This window comes from Burkholderia sp. AU19243, assembly GCF_018148075.1.
GTDB classification, from domain to species: Bacteria; Pseudomonadota; Gammaproteobacteria; order Burkholderiales; family Burkholderiaceae; genus Burkholderia; species Burkholderia latens_A.
Genome location: NZ_JAGSTV010000008.1, coordinates 133,192 through 149,822 on the forward strand (window position 1 = coordinate 133,192; position 16,631 = coordinate 149,822).

Sequence of the window (16,631 nt, forward strand, 5' to 3'; positions counted from 1 at the left end):
AACGAAAGGAATCAGTGCGCGTCCGGCAACGCCGGCAGCACGAGCAGATGGCGCGGGTCGATCGCGATGCTGCGCGCGGCGGGCTCGCGCCCTTCGCACAGCAGCGGGTCCGGCGATCCGTCCGGAATGAAGTCGTAGCGCTGCGTCGCGCCGAAGTACCGCACTTCGCCAAGACGGCCGTCGAGCCGGTTCGCGCTGTGCGCCGGCGGATCGGCCTGTACATGCTCGGGCCGCACCAGCACCGCGATTTCGGCGCCGGGCCGGTGTGCGCCCGTGTCCGCGCGCAGCATCGCGAAGCGCACGTCGATGGCGCCGTGCGTGAGCACGCGTCCGCGCAGCAGCGTCGAATGGCCGACGAAGCGTGCAACCTGCGCGCTCACGGGCCGCTCGTACAGGTCGCGCGGCGTGCCGGCCTGGAGCACGCGGCCGCCGTCGACGATCGCGACGCGGTCCGCCATGCTCAGTGCCTCGTCCTGGTCGTGCGTGACGAACAGCGTCGTCGCGCCGCACGCGCGTTGCAGCGCGCGGATCTCGTCGCGCAGCTGATGACGGATGCCGGCATCGAGCGCGGCCAGCGGCTCGTCGAGCAACAGCAGCTTCGGCTCGATCACGAGCGCGCGCGCCAGCGCGACGCGCTGTTGCTGTCCGCCCGACAGCATCGCGACGCCGCGCGTCGCATGTGCGGCCAGGCCGACCCGCTCGAGCATGTCCAGCGCGCGCCGACGCCGCACGCCGGCCGCGACGCCGCGCATCCGCAGCCCGTACGCGACGTTGTCGACGACCGACAGATTCGGAAACAACGCATAGTGCTGAAACACCATCCCGACTTCGCGGCGCCATACCGGCACGCCGGCCACGTCGTCGCCGCCGATCGCGATGCGCCCGTGCCAGCCGTCGAGCAGCCCGGCGGCAAGCCGCAGCAGCGTCGATTTGCCGGAGCCGCTGCGCCCCATCACCGCGAGCAGCTCGCCTGGCGCGGCGGACAGCGTGACGTCGTCGACGCCGTGACGCGCACCGGGATACTGAAAGCTGACGTGTTCGAATTCGACGCTCATGAAGGACTCATTTCAGACGTTGGACGGTGCCGACGGACACGAGCGTCGCGAGGACGGCGAGAACGAGCAGCACGACGGTCGCCGCGCATGCCGTCCCGGTCGCGCCGTAGAACGCCTGCAGCAGCACGATCGGATAATTCCGGTAGCGAAAACCGGCGATCAGGTTCGAGATCTGGAATTCGCCGATCGACAGCGCGACCACCATCACGAGGCCGGAGAACAGGCTGTGCCGCAGGTTCGGCAGCACGATCGTGAAGAACTGCCGCGACGGCGTTGCACCGAGCGTCGCCGCGCAGTCTTCGAGGCGCGCAAGATCGAGATGGCGCAGGTCTCCCAGCAGGGTCTGCAGCAGATACGGCAGCGTCAGCACCGCGTGGGCGGCGACCATCAGCGGCAGCGTGCCGAGCCACGGCAATATGTCGCCGCTGAAGATCGCGATGTAGCCGAAGCCGAGCGTGAGCGCCGGCACGGCGACCGGCATCAGCATCACGATGCGCGTCGCGAAGCCGCCGCCGGCCCGCGCGCGGTGATGCAGCGCATACGCGAGCGGCAGCCCGATCGTCGCGTTGAGCGCGCAGCAGGCCAATGCGACCATCAGGCTCACGCCGAACGCCCGCGTGAAGCTGCGGTTCGCGGCCAGATCGGCAAACCAGTGCGCGGTGAAGCCGGTGGGCAGTAACGTATTGGTCCACGATTCGCCGACCGAGCCGATCAACAGCAACGCGATCGGCAACAGCAGATAGAACCCGAACACCGCGACGAAGGCCTGCAGTATCAGCCGGCCGATGCGCGGGCGCGCGGCTCTGCTACGACGAATCGGAACACCGTCGGCCACGGCCGGGACGGATGACGGACGCATGACACACTCGCTGGCGATGAGGGAAGACCGCGCGCAATGCCCGCCGATTCAGGGGCTTGCGCATGGTCGGAACGAGCGCAGTGTGAGGATCCGACATGGCATCGTCATGAAAAAAACGTACAAAGTCCGCATCGATCCATGCGAGAACGGAACAACAGCAGCGGATGAAACACCTGTATCCGAACGTCGCGGAGCTGCACGCGTTCGTCGCCTCGGCGAAATACCTGAACTTCTCCTACGCGGCCCGCGAACTGGGCTTGACGCCGAGTGCGGTCAGCCGGCAGATCGCAAACCTCGAGGCGCTGTTCGGCGTGAAGCTGTTCGTGCGCGAGGGGCGCGGCCTGGCGCTGACGCGCGCGGGCCACGTGTATCACGCGCGCGTCGCCGGCCCGCTGCGCGAAATCGGCAACGCGTCGATCGAGCTGCTGAGCGCACGCGAGAACGGCGACCTGCTGACGATCGCAAGCGTGCCGACGTTCACGACCAAGTGGCTGTTGCCGCGACTCACGCGCTTTCTCGCCGCCGCGCCGGGTGTCACGCTGAGCTTTCGGCGTCATCTCGCGCCCGGTGACGTGTTTCCGTTCGGGCTCGACGCGGCGATCCGCTACGGCGACGGCGCATGGGACGGCGTGCGAAGCGACTATCTCGGCGGACGGACCTTCGTGCCCGTCTGCTCGCGCGAATTCGCCGACCGGCACGCGCTGCACGAGCCCGCCGATGCCGTGGCAGCGCCGCGCCTCGTGCACGAACAGGCAGAGATCGCATGGGCCGCATGGGCCGAGCGCCATCGCGCATCGCAAATGAACGCGCTGGCCGGACCCCGCTTCGAACAGTATTCGGTGCTGATCCAGGCTGCCCAGGCCGGGCTCGGGATCGCGCTGGTGCCGCGCTTCCTGATTCTCGACAATCTCGCGGCCGGCACGCTGGTCGAGCCGTTCGACGCGCCGGTCGACGTGGACGCGCAGGGTCACTATCTCTGCTACGCGCCGGAGCGTCTCGAAACCAGCGACGCGCTGCGGCGTTTCCGCGAATGGATGCTCGACGAGGCAACGGCTCGCTGACGGCGACGGCGGGCAACGGCGGTCGGCAAAAAACCCCTGGAATGACGGGACGCGCGCCGCCGCGCGTCCCGGGCCGGACGCCGCGCGACCGCGGCATCCGGCGCGCGCAACGTCAGTGATCGATACCGAGCCCCGGCAGCACGTGCGTGTTCTCCGCGACGACCGCGTGCAACAGCTGCGGATCGGCGCCCAACAGCCCGAGAATCGTCGGCGCGACCTGCTTCGTGCCGACGACGTCCGACACGGTGCGCGCGCGATGCAGGCCCGGATACGACACGAGCAGGCCGAGATGGCTGTCGTCCGGCGCGTTGCCGCCGTGCTCCTCGTCCTTCTTCGTGCTCGACGTGTAGATCACGCCCGGATTCGGCTGCACGATGATGTCCGGCGTGCGGCCGTTGGCCGGATCGCCGAATCGCTCGGCCAGCGCTTCGCCATACAGGACGTACGCCTGCGGGCCGTCCGCGCAGATCCCCGGCGCATTGCAGCCCAGGTTCGCCTTCAGCGTCTGCACCACGGCCGTGCGCTGGCTGCGGTCGCGCAGCCAGATCAGGCCGACGTCGTCGGTCTGCACGAAGCCCGTGCCGACCAGGCCCGAGCCGTCGTTCAGGTTGCCCGTCGTCGTGTTGTTCTGGCCGAAATTGCCGTTCGGGTCGAGATAGTTGTTCGCTTCGAGCAGCTTCGTCAGCGTGTCGCCGTTCTTCACGAGCTTCGTGTGATCGGTCGGCGACTGGCCGTGCTTCGCGGTGACGATCACGGCCGTCGACGTGTACAGGTTGTGCTGCTTGAGTTCGTTGACGATGCGCCCGATCGAGTTGTCGACGTACGTGATCGCATTCGCGACCTGGCCGTTCGGCGTGAAGTTCGCATCGAGGTAGCCGCCGCCCTTCGCGACCGGCGCCTTCTGCGCGACGCTGAGCGTCTGGAAGTTCGCGCCGAACAGCGTCGGCACCGGTGCGTTCTTCGCGCCGGTCGAATCGCGGCCGTCGATCTGGTTGATCAGCGCCTGCACGTGCAGATTGTCGAAGCGCGCGGTGTGCGAATAGACGTCGGTGTAGTCCGTACCCGTGGCCGGGTCGATCGAGTTGATCTCGGTACGCATCAAGTCGTCGACGCCGGTGCCCGACGGGCCGTTCAGCCAGTCGTAACCCCACGCGTGCTTGTCGGCCCACGCGGTGTATGCGTTCGGCACGCCAGCCTTCACGGCCTCGAACACGGTATTGGTCTTCACGTAGTTGTGCGGGTAGACCGGCACGCACCGGCCGTCGACCTTCGCATGCGGGATCGCCTGCGGATTGAATGCGCCGCCGCCGTCCAGATGCACGAGCGCGCCGCCGTTCTGCGCATCGATGCCCGTCGTCTCGTCGAACACGACGTTCCAGCCCTGCTTGCCCGAGCACGTCGTGTCGCTCGGCGCGTACAGGTTGCGGTCGTACGACACGTCGTAGAACAGGCCGGCCGTCTTCGGCGAGCCGCCCGTCACGAGCGCGGCCAAGCCCGGAAACGAGTCCGACAGGCCCGGCGTATACGCATTCGTGTACGTGACACCGCTCTGCGCGAGCACCGCGATGTTCGGACACGTGTTCGCGCCGATGCAGCGCGCGAGATCCTGCTCGTGCAGACCGTCCACGCTGATCAGCAGCACGTGCTTCACCACGCGCTGACCGTGACCGGCCGGCTGCACCGCATGCGCGCCGGCGCTTGCGAGCGCCAGCGCGCCCGCCACCATCGCCGCAATGTTTCGTTGCTTGACGAACCTGGAAATCATCACCCCACCTCATCGATTGACGTTGAACCGCATGACTTGCCCACAGGCGCGCAAAATATGGCCGCGCCGTGCGGCGGTCCGATGAAGCGGGGCTTTCTGTTCTCTATCAAACGTAACCAATCGCAAATGACATCGCGCCGTCGCAATGCGGTGCGTGCACGGGCGCAGCCGCATGACGCCGGATTTTTTTCCCGGTTGGCGCGCGACTATTGGCGTGCGATAAAGGGTTTTCCCTGACCCGGAGCACGAGTATGTCGACCCTGGAAGCCCTCCGGTTCGTGCTGGACGACGCACGCACCCCCGAAATCATTCGCCACCACGTCGTCGACGCGCTGCAGTACGCGTTGCGGAATTACGGACAAGTATTCACCGCGAAGGAAGTCGAATGGCTCGCGCAGTGGGACGATGCGCGCCTGCCGTTGGCCGCGAGGAAGGAACTGGACAAGCGCGAGCCGGAATTCACCGCGCGCTGACGGGAAACGACGAAGCGACGGAGCAACGAGGCGCGCCGCCGCGCGCGGTTCCAGCGTGGGCGCAACGGCGGCGGATGGCGGATGATGGCGGTAACGCTTACTGCAGGCCGAAATCGACGCGCGTCGTCGCGCCCTTGTCGTCGATCCCCTTCGCATCGAGCTTCGGCGCCACGACGAACATGCGGCTCGAATCGATCTTGCCGTCGAGGTACTGGCGCACGGCCTGCGCGCGCTGCTGCGCGAGCGCACGCAGCGCGTTGTCGTCGGCCGGCGCGTGATCGGCGAGCGCCTGCTTCATATCCGCGTCGGGCAACGTCTTCTGCAGGCCGATCAGGTTGCGCGGCTTCTTGAAGTCGGCGGCCTTGTACGCACGCGCGAGGTACTTGCCGTATTCGGCCTGATCGACCTTCACCGACATCGGATCGACGCTCTCGCCCTGGCCGATCACGTCCTTCAGCTTCTGCTGGCGAACGAGCCGGTCGACGTACGCGTCGCGCAGCCCCGGCGTGTCTTTCGCCGGATCGACGCGGCCGATCAGGTCGAGCCGGATCGACGGCTTCTCGGTCAGCATCTTCACGACGGTGTCGAGCTTCTTCTGCTGCGAGTCGGTCAACTGGTACGAACCGGGCGCGAATTCGACATAGCCGAGATCCTCGCCGCCGCTGCCGCCGAACGCATTCGCGAGCAGCGTGAACGGCGACGTGACGGCCTTCGCGATCAGGTTCAGCACCGCGCGCCAGATCAGCCCGCCGACGCTGAACTCCGGATTCGACAGCGAGCCCGACACCGGCAGGTTCACGTCGATCTGGCCGCGCGTGTTCTTCAGCAGCGAAATCGCGAGTTTCACCGGCAGCTTGGTCGCCGTGTCGTTCTCGACGTGATCGCCAAACGTCAGCTGGTCGATGAAGATGTGGTTGTTCGCAGACAGCTGATCGTTCGCGAGCTGGTAGTGCAGGTCGACGTTGAGCTTGCCCTTCGTGATCGGATAACCCGCGTATTTCGCCGAATACGGCGTCAGGTTGGTCAGCTCGATGTCGTGCGCGGTCGCCGTGAGGTCCAGCGCCGGTTTGTCGATCAGCGGGTTCACCGTGCCCTTGATCGTGATCGGCCCGTTGCCCGCGAGATTCGCGGCAACGTCGACCGGCGCCGACGTCGTCGAATCGGTGCCGAACGCGCCGACCGTCCCGTTGATCGCGACCAGGTTCGCGGTGTAGTTCGGCTTGATGAAGTTGTCCGTGTAGGTCACGCGGCCGCTCTGCAGCAGCAGCTCGCCGAAATGCATGCGCACCGGGTTCTGCGGCGGCGGCGCGGCCTTCACGACGACCGTCGCCGACGCGGCGGCCGGGCCGGACGCCTGTTGCGCGGCCGCGGCCGACGCGGCCTGTGCGGCCGCCGGCGGCGTCACGCCCGGCGACAGCGGCACCGGCTCGTTCTTGCTCGCGTCGCGCGTCAGCGATTGCGCGGGGCCCGTCTCCTTCGCGACCACGTCCTTCAGGTTCAGCCGGCCCTGCGCGTCGAGCAGCACGCGACCGTAGAAGTTCGAGAACGTCACGCGCGCGGCGTCGACGTCGGTGCCCTTTTCGTCGTAGTTCACCTTCAGGTTCGACAGCGCGAGCGACCGCCAGCCCGCGAACGGGTCGGACGTCGCCTTGTCGAGCATCCGCACGTCGACCAGCGCGACGTCGCCGCGGTACGCCGCGCGCGGCGTGTCCTTCACCTGCGCGAACGTCAGGTTGCCCTGCGCGTTGAGCAGCGCGCTCGCGATGGTCGCGTTCAGCGCGCTGCCGAAATACGGCTCGAACGCGGCCGCGTCGACGCGGTTGCCGTTGATCTTCAGCCCGAGCTTCAGCGGCTGCGCGGTCACGTCGCCCGACACGTTCACCGAACCCTTGCGGTTCAGCGTCGCCTTCAGTTGCACCGGCAGCGGCTTCGTCATGTCGTCGCTGAGCTTCTGCACCGACAGGTCGAGCGGCTTGATCGCAAGCTTCACCGGGCGCGGCGTCGACAGGTCCGTGAAGTTCGCGGACGACGCCTTCACGTTCAGCGCGTCGATCCGGTAGTGCCACGACGGCGCGGCAGCCTGCGCCTTGCGCGCGACCGTGCGCTGCGGCACCGCCGGCTGCGCGGGCTCGGCCAGCGCGGCGAGGTCGATCTTGCCGTCCTTCAGGCGCTTCACGTCGAGCGCGAGGCCGCTCGCGTCGACGCTCGAAATCTCCGCCGTGCGCGCGGCGACGTCGACCTTCGCGATCTGCGCGCGCGCGTCGGGCAGCACGATCGCAGGCGCTTTCGCGTCCGGCGTCGCGAGCTTCAGCGACTTCAGGCTCACCGTGCTGTCGGCGATCTGCGCGTCGAACGGCGTCTTGCCCCAGTCGGCCTTCGCGTTGACGGTCGCGCCGAGCGCCCCGTCGAGCACGCGCGCGCGGGTCGCTTCGCCGAGGTACGGCTGCAGCGCCGGCAGCGCGAGCGCATCGACCGTCAGCTTCGTATCGGCCTGCTTCGCCGCAAGGTTGAACGCGCCTTCGGCCTTCACGTCACCGCCGTGCGACAGCGACGTCGACACCGTGTACTTCGCCGGCGTCTTGCCGCGCAGGGTGAAACCGTCGAGCGTCGCGGCAAGTCTGGTCAGCGACATCGCGGTCGGCGTCGCCGGTACGCGGTCGTCGACATTGATCGTGCCGCCGTCGATCGAGAAATGACGGATCGTCAGGTCGAGCGGCGGCGCTTCCTTCGCGGCGGCTTCGGCGTTCGCGCCGCTCGCGGCAGTCGCGGCGCTGGCGCTGGCGCCCGCAGCAGTCGATGCGGCGGCACCCGGCGCAGCGGGCCGGGCGGCCGTCGTCTTCTGCGCGGCCGCAGGCTGGCCGGCGAGCTTCTCGACGTTCAGCACGCCGTGCTTGTCGCGCGCGAGATCGACGACCGGCTGGTCGAGCCGGATCTCGTCGAAATGCAGCGCATTGCGCAGCGGCTCAAGGCCGGCGGCCGCAACATGCACACCGCGCGCGGCGAACAGCGGCGCCGACGCGCGGTCCGTCACCTTTGCGTCGTGGAGATCGACGGTGCCGGACACGCGCAGCGTCGGCGTGTCGCCGCTCATCACGAAGTTCAGCGACAGGTCGCTGCTCAACAGGCCGCTCGCGACGATCACCGGCAACTGCGCCGGCGCATACGAAATCAGCTTCGGCACGTCGAGCCGGTCGAATTTCAGCGCGACTTCCGACTCGCGCGACTGTGCGAACGGCTTCGTCCTGCCGTCGATCGAGATCGGGCTGCCGTCGAACCGCGCGCGCAGCTTCGGCTGCACGAAGATGTCGGTCTTCGACGGCAGCGTCGCGATGAACGGAATGCCGAGCGTCCAGTTGTCGACCACGTGCTTCTCATTCAGCAGGCGGTCGTCGAAGTCGATGCGGCCGTCGTTGACCTGGATGTTCGACACCGAGAAATGCGTCGGCTTGCTGTCCGGGCTGGACGGCGTCGAAAACTTCTCGATCAGGTCGGTGAAGTTGAAGCGTTGCGCGTCGTAGCGGACGATATGGAAGCGCGGCGAATCGACGCGCACTTCGTTGACGATCGGCGCGCCGCGGAACAGCGACGACCACGACGGCCTCACGACGAGCTTGCCGATGTCGATGAAGTCGCCCTGGCCGCCGCGCTCGCCGACTCGCACGCCATCGGCTTCGAGATTCAGCGTGTACGGGTTCAGTGCGATGCGCTGGATCGTGGACGGCCGCCCGAGCTGCTGGCTCAATTGCTGTTCGGCGATATGGCGAATCAACGGCGGTGCCGCGAAGAAGCCGAGCAGTCCGAACAAAACCAGGAAAATCAGCACGCCGATGCCGATACGCCGGGTCCGGCGCGAGCGGGCAACGCCGCCGAGGGCATGGAGGGTCGAGGGTACGGTTTGTTTGTCTGCGCTTGACATGCGGGGATGCCTCGGAAATGGACGGCGGCCGCACCGGAAAACCGGCACGGCGGCGCACGCTATCCCGGAAGTATAGGCTGAGGCGGTGACGGAACGGCGTTCGGGCGCGGCCGCCGCGCCCGCGGGCCGGGCAGAGGCCGCGCCTATCCGATCACTTGCGGACCACTGCGGGCGGCATCCAGGAGCCGTCGCTTGCTTGCGGCTTCGGCGCGTACAAACGCAGTGCCAGCGCGAAGTCGGTGCGCGGCGCCGGCAGCCAGTTCGCCGCATGCGCGCCGCCCGGCGACGCAGACACGACCACGTCGATCGACCCGTCCCGGTTGCGGCGCATCCGGTCGCGGTCGCCGAGCGAGCGGCGCGCGGCGCCGACGTCGGGCAGCGCGCCGTTCGTCGTATAGGGCGTGAGCGTCCAGAATCCGCGCACCGGCGGCAGCGCACCCGGCGCGAAATGCAGCACGTACCGGTTCGCGCCGTTCAGCGGATGGCCGTCGCTGTCGACGCGCACGAGCGCGAGCGTCTCGTCGTCGCGCGTCGCGGTACCGAACTGCGTGTAGGCCGCGTACGCGCGCAGCGCGTAGTCCTGACCGTACTTGCCGGCCGTGTCGCCGATCCAGCTCCAGCCGTTCGCGTTCAGCAGATTGGACGGCGGCTCCGCGAGCCGCGCGCGCGCTTCGGCGACGCCGGCCGTCGCGGCAGTCAGGCGATCGCCCGTCCACAGCACCGGATAGCCGGCCGATACGCCGATGTCGTTCAGCAGTTCCTGCGCATGCGCGTCGTCGGCGGGCGGCGGGTTGTCCTGCAGCGCATGCGCGAAACGCGTGAAGAACGCCTTCGGGTCGAGCGCGGCAACCTGCTCGGCCGGCGTGCCGCCGCTCGCGGCCTCCGACGGCGCGCTGCCCGCATGGACCGCGACCGACGCACCGCGCGCCGCGCCCGTGTACACCGAAAGCGGCACCACGCGAATCGCGCGCTGCAGTTTTTTCACGTTCGTGAGGTCGCGGCCGCCGCTCGTTTGCAGCCGCACTTCGAGCCATGCATTGGCCGACGGCACGTCGACGCGCAACGCGCCCTTCGGCAGCGCGCCCTGCCAGTCCTTCGCGACGAAGGCAATCGTTTGCGATCGCGCGAGGCCGCGTGCGCCCCGTGCGCCCACGCTCGACGACGACCACAGTACGTTCGTCCACATGTCGAGCGCGCGGGCGTCCCAATAGCGGCCGCGGGTATCGGGCAGCGTGACGATGACGGGCTCGGCACCGACGTCGAGCCAGCCGGTCGAGTCGAGCGTGTCGACGCCGGGCAGCGGCGGGTTCACCGCGCCGACGGGCGGCAGCGCTTGCGCGTGGCGCAACGTGTTGAGCGGCGCCTGGCCCGGCTGCGCGCCGTCGCCGCCCGTGGCGGCTTCCTTCGCGACGTCCATCAGCACGAGCGGATACGCGTAGACGTAGGAGTCGGCCACTTCGGCGCGCATCCAGCCGGTTTTCCGCTGGATCGCGTCCGGTTGCGAGGCGCATCCCGCCAGCAGCGCCGCAACGGCCAGCGACACGCCTGCCGCGCGTCGCAGGGAAATTGTTTCTCGTCGATGTTCAATCATTGAATACTGGCCGAATTTCGTTCTTGTCAGTCAACGCCTTGTCCGACTCAATCGGTGAAAGCAAGGCACCCCAGCCTGCCCGTTCGCCGTCTCGCTACGGCGGGCGCTGATGTCAGGCCGGTATCATAGCGCCTACGGGCAATCCCCAATATGCCGAATAACGGGCAGAAGAACCGCCACGCGCTGCACGCGGCCGCCCGCCGGGCAGTGCCGGCCGAATTGGCGGGCATGCCGGCCGAGCGCGGCCTGCCTTTTTTGCATTCCGCCCCCAAACCCGAGCCACCGCCCCGGAGCCAGTACCACGCTCCTGCGCCAAATCGCCACCGCCTCTTGACCTTCCCATCATGGCAATGTTGATACTGACGTCATTCGCGGCTCGCGCCGCGCTTTTGGGGATTCGGACATGACTGAACCACTCGCCTCCGCCACGCTGCACACCGTCGAACTGGCGGTTGACGGCATGCATTGCGGCGGCTGCAGCGGCCGCGTCCAGCGGGCACTTGCCGCAGTGCCCGGCGTCGTCGACGCCACAGTCGATCTCGACGCGCACGCGGCAACGGTGACCGCGCACGATGCGGTCGCGCCCGCGCGGCTCGTCGATGCGGTCGAGGGCGCCGGCTACCGCGCGACGATACGCGAGCGGACCCGCGATACCGTTGAAACGGCGCAGGCGCGACATGCCGACGCGTCGCCTGCGTCGCACGCACCACCCTTCGCCACGACCGAGCTCGACATCGACGGAATGACCTGCGCGTCCTGCGTGTCGCGCGTCGAGAAGGCATTGGCGAAGGTACCGGGGGTCACGCGTGCGTCGGTCAATCTCGCCACCGAGCGTGCGACCGTCGATGCGGCGCCCGGCGTTTCCGCGTCGCAGCTGGCCGCAGCCGTGCAGCAGGCCGGCTATGACGCGACACCCGTCACCGCGACGCCGCCCGGCGCCGATGCCGCCGCTGCGCCGGCCGCCTCCACCGATCTCGAACTCGACATCGGCGGAATGACGTGCGCATCCTGCGCCGGCCGCGTCGAAAGAGCGCTGGCCGCGGTGCCGGGCGTTGCGCGTGCGTCGGTCAATCTCGCGACCGAGCGCGCCTCCGTGCATCGCGCCGCCACAGTCGGCGCCGACGCGCTGATCGCGGCGGTGACAGCAGCGGGCTACCGCGCGTCCGTCGCCGTCGCGCCGGAAGCCGCTGCCGCCGCGGCGACCGACGCCCGTGCCGCCGATCCGGCGCAAGCGCCGGACGTGCGCAAGCGTCGCGAAGCGATCCGGGAACGCAATCTCGTGATCGCGTCGGCCGTGCTTGGCGCACCGCTCGTCGCGCCGATGCTGGTCGGGCCGTTCGGCATCGACGCGATGCTGAACGGGTGGCTGCAGCTCGCGCTCGCGTCGATCGTCCAGTTCGGCTTCGGCGCGCGTTTCTATCGCGCCGCATGGCACGCGGTGAAGGCGCGCACCGGCAACATGGACCTGCTCGTCGCGCTCGGCACGTCGGCCGCGTTCGGCCTGAGCCTGTGGATGCTGCTGCGCGACCCGGCCCATCCGGGCCACCTGTACTTCGAGGCGTCCGCCGTCATCGTCACGCTGGTGCGCTTCGGCAAATGGCTCGAAGCGCGCGCGAAGCGGCAGACGACCGAAGCGATCCGCGCGCTGAACGCGCTGCGTCCCGACCGGGCGCGCGTCGTCGAGCACGGCGTGGAGCGCGACGTGCCGCTCGCGCAGGTGCGCGTCGGCACGACGGTCAGCATTCGTCCCGGCGAGCGCGTGCCGGTCGACGGCCGGATCGTGTCGGGCCGCTCGCACGTCGACGAATCGCTCATTACCGGCGAAAGCCTGCCGGTGCCGAAGGACGACGGCGATCTGGTGACCGCGGGCTCGATCAACGGCGAAGGCGCACTCGTCGTCGAAACCACCGCGATCGGCGCGGAGACGACACTCGCACGCATCATCCGCCTCGTCGAATCCGCTCAGGCGGAGAAGGCGCCGATCCAGCGGCTCGTCGATCGCGTCAGCGAAGTGTTCGTACCGGCGATCCTCGGCATCGCCGTGCTGACGCTGGCCGGCTGGCTCATTGCCGGCGCCGGCACCGAAACCGCGATCCTCAACGCGGTCGCCGTGCTGGTCATCGCATGCCCGTGCGCGCTCGGCCTCGCGACGCCTGCCGCGATCATGGCCGGCACCGGCGTCGCCGCGCGTCGCGGCGTGCTGATCAAGGACGCGCAGGCGCTCGAGCTTGCGCAGCGCACGACCGTGATCGCGTTCGACAAGACGGGCACGCTGACCGAAGGCAAGCCATCCGTGACGGCGTTCGACGCGGTCGGTATCCCGCGTGAGCAAGCGCTCGCTGTCGCGGCCGCGGTCCAGCGGCATAGCGATCATCCGCTCGCGCGGGCCGTGGTGGCCGCGTACGATGCCGACGTCGCCGCGCGTAACGGCGCCGCATCGGATTCAGCCAGCGCAGTCGTCGCGGCGGATGCGCGCGCGGTGGCCGGGCGCGGCGTCGAGGCACGCGTCGACGGACAGCTTCTCGCGCTCGGCAGCACGCGCTGGCGCGATGAACTCGGAATCGCCGTGCCGGCCGAACTCGACGCGCGCGCCGCGCAGCTCGAGCGCGCGGGCAACACGATCTCATGGCTGATGCGTGCCGATGCGCCGCGTGCGCCGCTCGCATTGATCGCGTTCGGCGACACCGTGAAAGCCGGCGCGCGCGACGCGATCGCGGCACTGGCGGCGCGCGGCGTCGCGAGCGTGCTGGTGACCGGCGACAACCGCGGCAGCGCGGCGGCCGTCGCGGCGTCACTCGGGATCGGCGAAGTGCATGCGCAGGTGCTGCCCGACGACAAGGCGCGCGTCGTGGCGGAACTGAAGCGCACGCACGGCGGCATCGTCGCGATGGTCGGCGACGGGATCAACGACGCGCCTGCGCTCGCCGCGGCCGATGTCGGTATCGCGATGGCGACCGGCACCGACGTCGCGATGCATACGGCCGGCATCACGCTGATGCGCGGCGATCCGGCGCTCGTAGCAGACGCGATCGACATCTCGAAACGGACTTACCGGAAGATCCAGCAGAACCTGTTCTGGGCGTTCGTGTACAACCTGGTAGGCGTGCCGCTCGCGGCGTTCGGCTTGCTGAACCCGGTCATCGCCGGGGCGGCGATGGCGTTCTCCAGCGTCAGCGTCGTGACGAATGCGTTGCTGTTGAGGAGATGGAAAGGCCGCGCGCAATGACGCGGCCCGATGCGGAAACGGGAGGGACGACACTCCGCCCGCTTCGCACCGCGCGGGGCGCGACGGCTTCGACGAATCCACCGACAATACGCGGCGGTCGCGACCGACATCGCGCCGCCCACGATACCCGGCAACGGAAGCGGGTTCGTCCACTTGTTCATGTCGGTGGCGCGCGCGCAGCAGGGCGGCCCACCGCCGCATGCGCAGTTGAGATCGATTGCGTTGAACGCCCGAACGGGCAGGATGGAAATCGGTAGCGCCACACCGGTCATGATCCGCAATGGGCGGTTCGCATGTCGGTATCGGATCTGCCGACGCGAAGCTGCCGAAGCGCCGATCCTGGCCGCTAGCCGTGAACGACGGGCTTGATCAGCGTCGTCGTGATCGGGACGAACCCGCACGCACGATAGAGCGCGCGCGCAGCCGTGTTGTGATTGAACACCGACAGCCCGATCTCCGTGACGCCACGACGGCGCGCGTCGGCCTCGAGCGCATCGAGCGCACGGGTGGCCCAGCCCTGGCGGCGCCGGGACGGGGCGATGTCGAGGTCGTAGATGAACAGCGTGCGGTTCGGCCCTTCGGCCACGATCGCGTACCAGAGGTCACCGACCGTATCGCCGGTGGCGGTGTCGATCAGTTCGACGAGCGTCTGGCCGGCGCTGAGCAGGCCGTCGGGCAGCAGCGTATCGAAGCATGCGCGGGCGCGAACGGCCGCATCGTCTATCGCGTTCTGCCCGGATGACACGAGATCGCGCGCGTAGCCGTCGATGGCGCGCGTGCGATATGCATGGAATTCGCTGGCCGTCATCGGCCGCATCTGCAGCATGGCCCGGGTGTCGAGGGAAGTCGGACTTCCAGTGTAGCGGGACGGTCGCACCGGCGCGCGATGCGGCGGCGGAAAACGGCAGGCAAGTGCGGCACGCGCCGCGCCGAATCAGCGAATCAGCGAATCAGCGAATCAGCGAATCAGCGAATCAGCGAATCAGCGAATCAGCGAATCAGCGAATCAGCGACGATACAGGACGATCGGCACGAGGTTTGCACGGCGCATACGCTCGACCTCGGCGTGACGCGCGGCGTACGAATAGTCCGTATCGAGCGGGAGATGCGGGGAGACGAACAGGTCGTCGATCTTTTGCAGCAGGGCGAAAATGAAGCTCATCTGAGACTCCTGACAGAGGGCGCTAGGGTTTTCCCTTAGATGGGTTCCATTCTAAGGGTTTTCCCTAAAGTCTGCCAGCACACCGCATCAGTTTGCCGCACCGGCGCCGCGCATCTCACAATGCCGCAACCCGTCCGCCCTTCCCTGACGGGCCTGCGAGATAGGGCCGGATCGTTTAGCGAGCGCGGCGCGCGCGCTTCGCGACCGCCGCCTCGCGATTCGCATTGCGCTGAAGCCGGTCGACCTGCGACAGTAGCGCCTCGTGGTGTTCGGCAAGCGTCATCAGGGTCGCCTGCTGTGTCGACAGATCGGCTGCCAATCGATCGATTCGCAGTTGCCGACTATCCAGTTCCTGTTTCAGCTGCGCGATTTGCCGGGTCTGCAGCACCAGCGCGACGAGCCCCGCGAACACGACGACCGCCAGCGCCAGCAGCAACCGATTGACGCGACGCATCTCGCGATCGGCCGCCTGCTTGATGCCGGCCGTGTCCGTCTGCAGCGTCGCGAGCCGATCGGCCAGCGGACGCAGATCGGTGTCGGGATCGAGTGCCGCCGAACCCGGCCCCGCCGGTTGCGCGCGATCGGACGACGGCTTCGTCACGAACGACGCCGCGGACGTCACCGGCTGCGCGGTCGGCGACGTCGGCGCGGCGGTGTGCGTGGGGTGGCCTGCGGTGGTCGTAATCGCGGCGGCGGTGAGATCGACCCGCGCAGCCGGCTCAACCGAGGCCTCGCGTTCAGTGGATTGCGCAGCGTAGTCGGTCGTCGCTGAAGCCGAGACCGAAGCCGGCTCGGCGTTCGCGGCGACCGCGTCGACTCGCGCCGTGCCACCGCTTGCCGCCGCTTCGCGAGCACCGTGCGCCACGCGCCGCTTGCCGCCCGACGCCGCGCGGCGTGCCTTGCTGGCCTCGCCTGGCGTGCGCGCTGCTTGATCGTGTTTGGCGGGCGCACCGCCCGCTTCCGCGTCGCTACCGGGTTTCGCGGGCCGAGCGTCACGGGCTGCACCGGCAACCGCAATCGCACTCGCCGTCGCCAACCCGGCAGCCGTTTCGGCATCGCCGGCAGTTTCCGGCATCCCGCCAGCCTTCGCCTGCGCATCGCCGGACGCCGGCTCGCCCATCGCACCGGCACCGGCACCAGCACCGGCGGGCTGCTGCAGGTCGGTCACCTTCGTTGCATCCGCATCGAACGTGCGCACGACAACCGCTTCACGCGCGGCGCCATGTCCCGCCGCCGGCGCCGATTCCGATCCCGTCGGCACGGCAACGTCGCCATCGCGCATCGCGGTTGCGCCGGGCGTACCGAATCCGTCGAGCGACGCCTGCCGGCCGGCGTCCTCGGTATCCGGCGTGGCCGCGGCCGGCTGCGCGTCCGCCAACGTATCGTCGCGCGCAACGGCCGCCGCCCGTGCAGCGGGCTCGAACACCGGATCGCCGAACAGATCGAGCGTGCGTTCATCCCGCGACGCGTCGCCTGCAGGCGCATTGCGAGGCCGCGCCGATGCATTGGCGGCGTTATCCGCG

Annotated in this window: 11 protein-coding genes; 3 read left to right on the forward strand and 8 right to left on the reverse strand. The window is 68.8% G+C overall.

Annotated features, from left to right (window positions below):
- Positions 1 to 11: 11 nt before the first annotated feature.
- The gene (locus KDW55_RS17150) at positions 12 to 1,055 is read right to left on the reverse strand and encodes an ABC transporter ATP-binding protein (RefSeq protein WP_212161414.1); all 1,044 of its coding nucleotides are present in this window, start codon (positions 1,053 to 1,055) and stop codon (positions 12 to 14) included.
- Positions 1,056 to 1,062: 7 nt separating this feature from the next.
- Positions 1,063 to 1,914, reverse strand: coding sequence for an ABC transporter permease subunit (locus KDW55_RS17155; RefSeq protein WP_212161413.1), 852 nt, complete (start codon positions 1,912 to 1,914; stop codon positions 1,063 to 1,065).
- 164 nt (positions 1,915 to 2,078) lie between these two features.
- On the opposite strand from KDW55_RS17155, the gene KDW55_RS17160 reads away from it, so the two are divergent.
- Positions 2,079 to 2,975 (forward strand): LysR substrate-binding domain-containing protein, encoded by an 897-nt coding sequence (locus tag KDW55_RS17160; protein WP_212161411.1) that lies wholly within the window; start codon positions 2,079 to 2,081, stop codon positions 2,973 to 2,975.
- A gap of 112 nt (positions 2,976 to 3,087) precedes the next feature.
- Here KDW55_RS17160 and KDW55_RS17165 read toward each other — a convergent pair whose 3' ends face one another.
- On the reverse strand, positions 3,088 to 4,740 hold the full coding sequence (locus KDW55_RS17165; protein ID WP_212161410.1) for an alkaline phosphatase family protein: 1,653 nt from the start codon (positions 4,738 to 4,740) through the stop codon (positions 3,088 to 3,090).
- A gap of 251 nt (positions 4,741 to 4,991) precedes the next feature.
- On the opposite strand from KDW55_RS17165, the gene KDW55_RS17170 reads away from it, so the two are divergent.
- Positions 4,992 to 5,213 carry a hypothetical protein gene (locus KDW55_RS17170; protein WP_040138834.1) on the forward strand — a complete coding sequence of 74 codons (222 nt, stop codon included), beginning with the start codon at positions 4,992 to 4,994 and terminating at the stop codon, positions 5,211 to 5,213.
- A 97-nt stretch (positions 5,214 to 5,310) separates the two neighbouring features.
- On the opposite strand, the gene KDW55_RS17175 is transcribed toward KDW55_RS17170, so the two are convergent.
- The gene (locus KDW55_RS17175) at positions 5,311 to 9,129 is read right to left on the reverse strand and encodes a DUF748 domain-containing protein (protein ID WP_212161409.1); all 3,819 of its coding nucleotides are present in this window, start codon (positions 9,127 to 9,129) and stop codon (positions 5,311 to 5,313) included.
- 151 nt (positions 9,130 to 9,280) lie between these two features.
- The gene (locus KDW55_RS17180; RefSeq protein ID WP_212161408.1) at positions 9,281 to 10,720 is read right to left on the reverse strand and encodes a DUF1254 domain-containing protein; all 1,440 of its coding nucleotides are present in this window, start codon (positions 10,718 to 10,720) and stop codon (positions 9,281 to 9,283) included.
- A 403-nt stretch (positions 10,721 to 11,123) separates the two neighbouring features.
- On the opposite strand from KDW55_RS17180, the gene KDW55_RS17185 reads away from it, so the two are divergent.
- On the forward strand, positions 11,124 to 13,946 hold the full coding sequence (locus tag KDW55_RS17185) for a heavy metal translocating P-type ATPase (RefSeq protein WP_212161406.1): 2,823 nt from the start codon (positions 11,124 to 11,126) through the stop codon (positions 13,944 to 13,946).
- A 346-nt stretch (positions 13,947 to 14,292) separates the two neighbouring features.
- Here KDW55_RS17185 and KDW55_RS17190 read toward each other — a convergent pair whose 3' ends face one another.
- The 3 genes from KDW55_RS17190 to KDW55_RS17200 all read right to left on the reverse strand — a co-directional run bounded on the left by KDW55_RS17190 (position 14,293) and on the right by KDW55_RS17200 (position 16,534).
- Positions 14,293 to 14,772 (reverse strand): GNAT family N-acetyltransferase, encoded by a 480-nt coding sequence (locus tag KDW55_RS17190; RefSeq protein WP_040138837.1) that lies wholly within the window; start codon positions 14,770 to 14,772, stop codon positions 14,293 to 14,295.
- 180 nt (positions 14,773 to 14,952) lie between these two features.
- Complete coding sequence (locus KDW55_RS17195; protein WP_167432683.1) at positions 14,953 to 15,108, reverse strand: hypothetical protein; 156 nt, start codon at positions 15,106 to 15,108, stop codon at positions 14,953 to 14,955.
- Between the two features lie 175 nt (positions 15,109 to 15,283).
- Positions 15,284 to 16,534, reverse strand: coding sequence for a flagellar hook-length control protein FliK (locus KDW55_RS17200; protein ID WP_349252604.1), 1,251 nt, complete (start codon positions 16,532 to 16,534; stop codon positions 15,284 to 15,286).
- Positions 16,535 to 16,631: the final 97 nt, after the last annotated feature.

Coding starts and splice junctions, on each gene's coding strand:
- KDW55_RS17155 (WP_212161413.1), bottom strand. CDS start 1,914: ATGCGTCCGTCATCCGTCCCGGCCGTGGCCGACGGTGTTCCGATTCGT.
- KDW55_RS17190 (WP_040138837.1), bottom strand. CDS start 14,772: ATGCTGCAGATGCGGCCGATGACGGCCAGCGAATTCCATGCATATCGC.
- KDW55_RS17160 (WP_212161411.1), top strand. CDS start 2,079: ATGAAACACCTGTATCCGAACGTCGCGGAGCTGCACGCGTTCGTCGCC.
- KDW55_RS17175 (WP_212161409.1), bottom strand. CDS start 9,129: ATGTCAAGCGCAGACAAACAAACCGTACCCTCGACCCTCCATGCCCTC.
- KDW55_RS17165 (WP_212161410.1), bottom strand. CDS start 4,740: ATGATTTCCAGGTTCGTCAAGCAACGAAACATTGCGGCGATGGTGGCG.
- KDW55_RS17180 (WP_212161408.1), bottom strand. CDS start 10,720: ATGATTGAACATCGACGAGAAACAATTTCCCTGCGACGCGCGGCAGGC.
- KDW55_RS17150 (WP_212161414.1), bottom strand. CDS start 1,055: ATGAGCGTCGAATTCGAACACGTCAGCTTTCAGTATCCCGGTGCGCGT.
- KDW55_RS17170 (WP_040138834.1), top strand. CDS start 4,992: ATGTCGACCCTGGAAGCCCTCCGGTTCGTGCTGGACGACGCACGCACC.
- KDW55_RS17185 (WP_212161406.1), top strand. CDS start 11,124: ATGACTGAACCACTCGCCTCCGCCACGCTGCACACCGTCGAACTGGCG.
- KDW55_RS17195 (WP_167432683.1), bottom strand. CDS start 15,108: ATGAGCTTCATTTTCGCCCTGCTGCAAAAGATCGACGACCTGTTCGTC.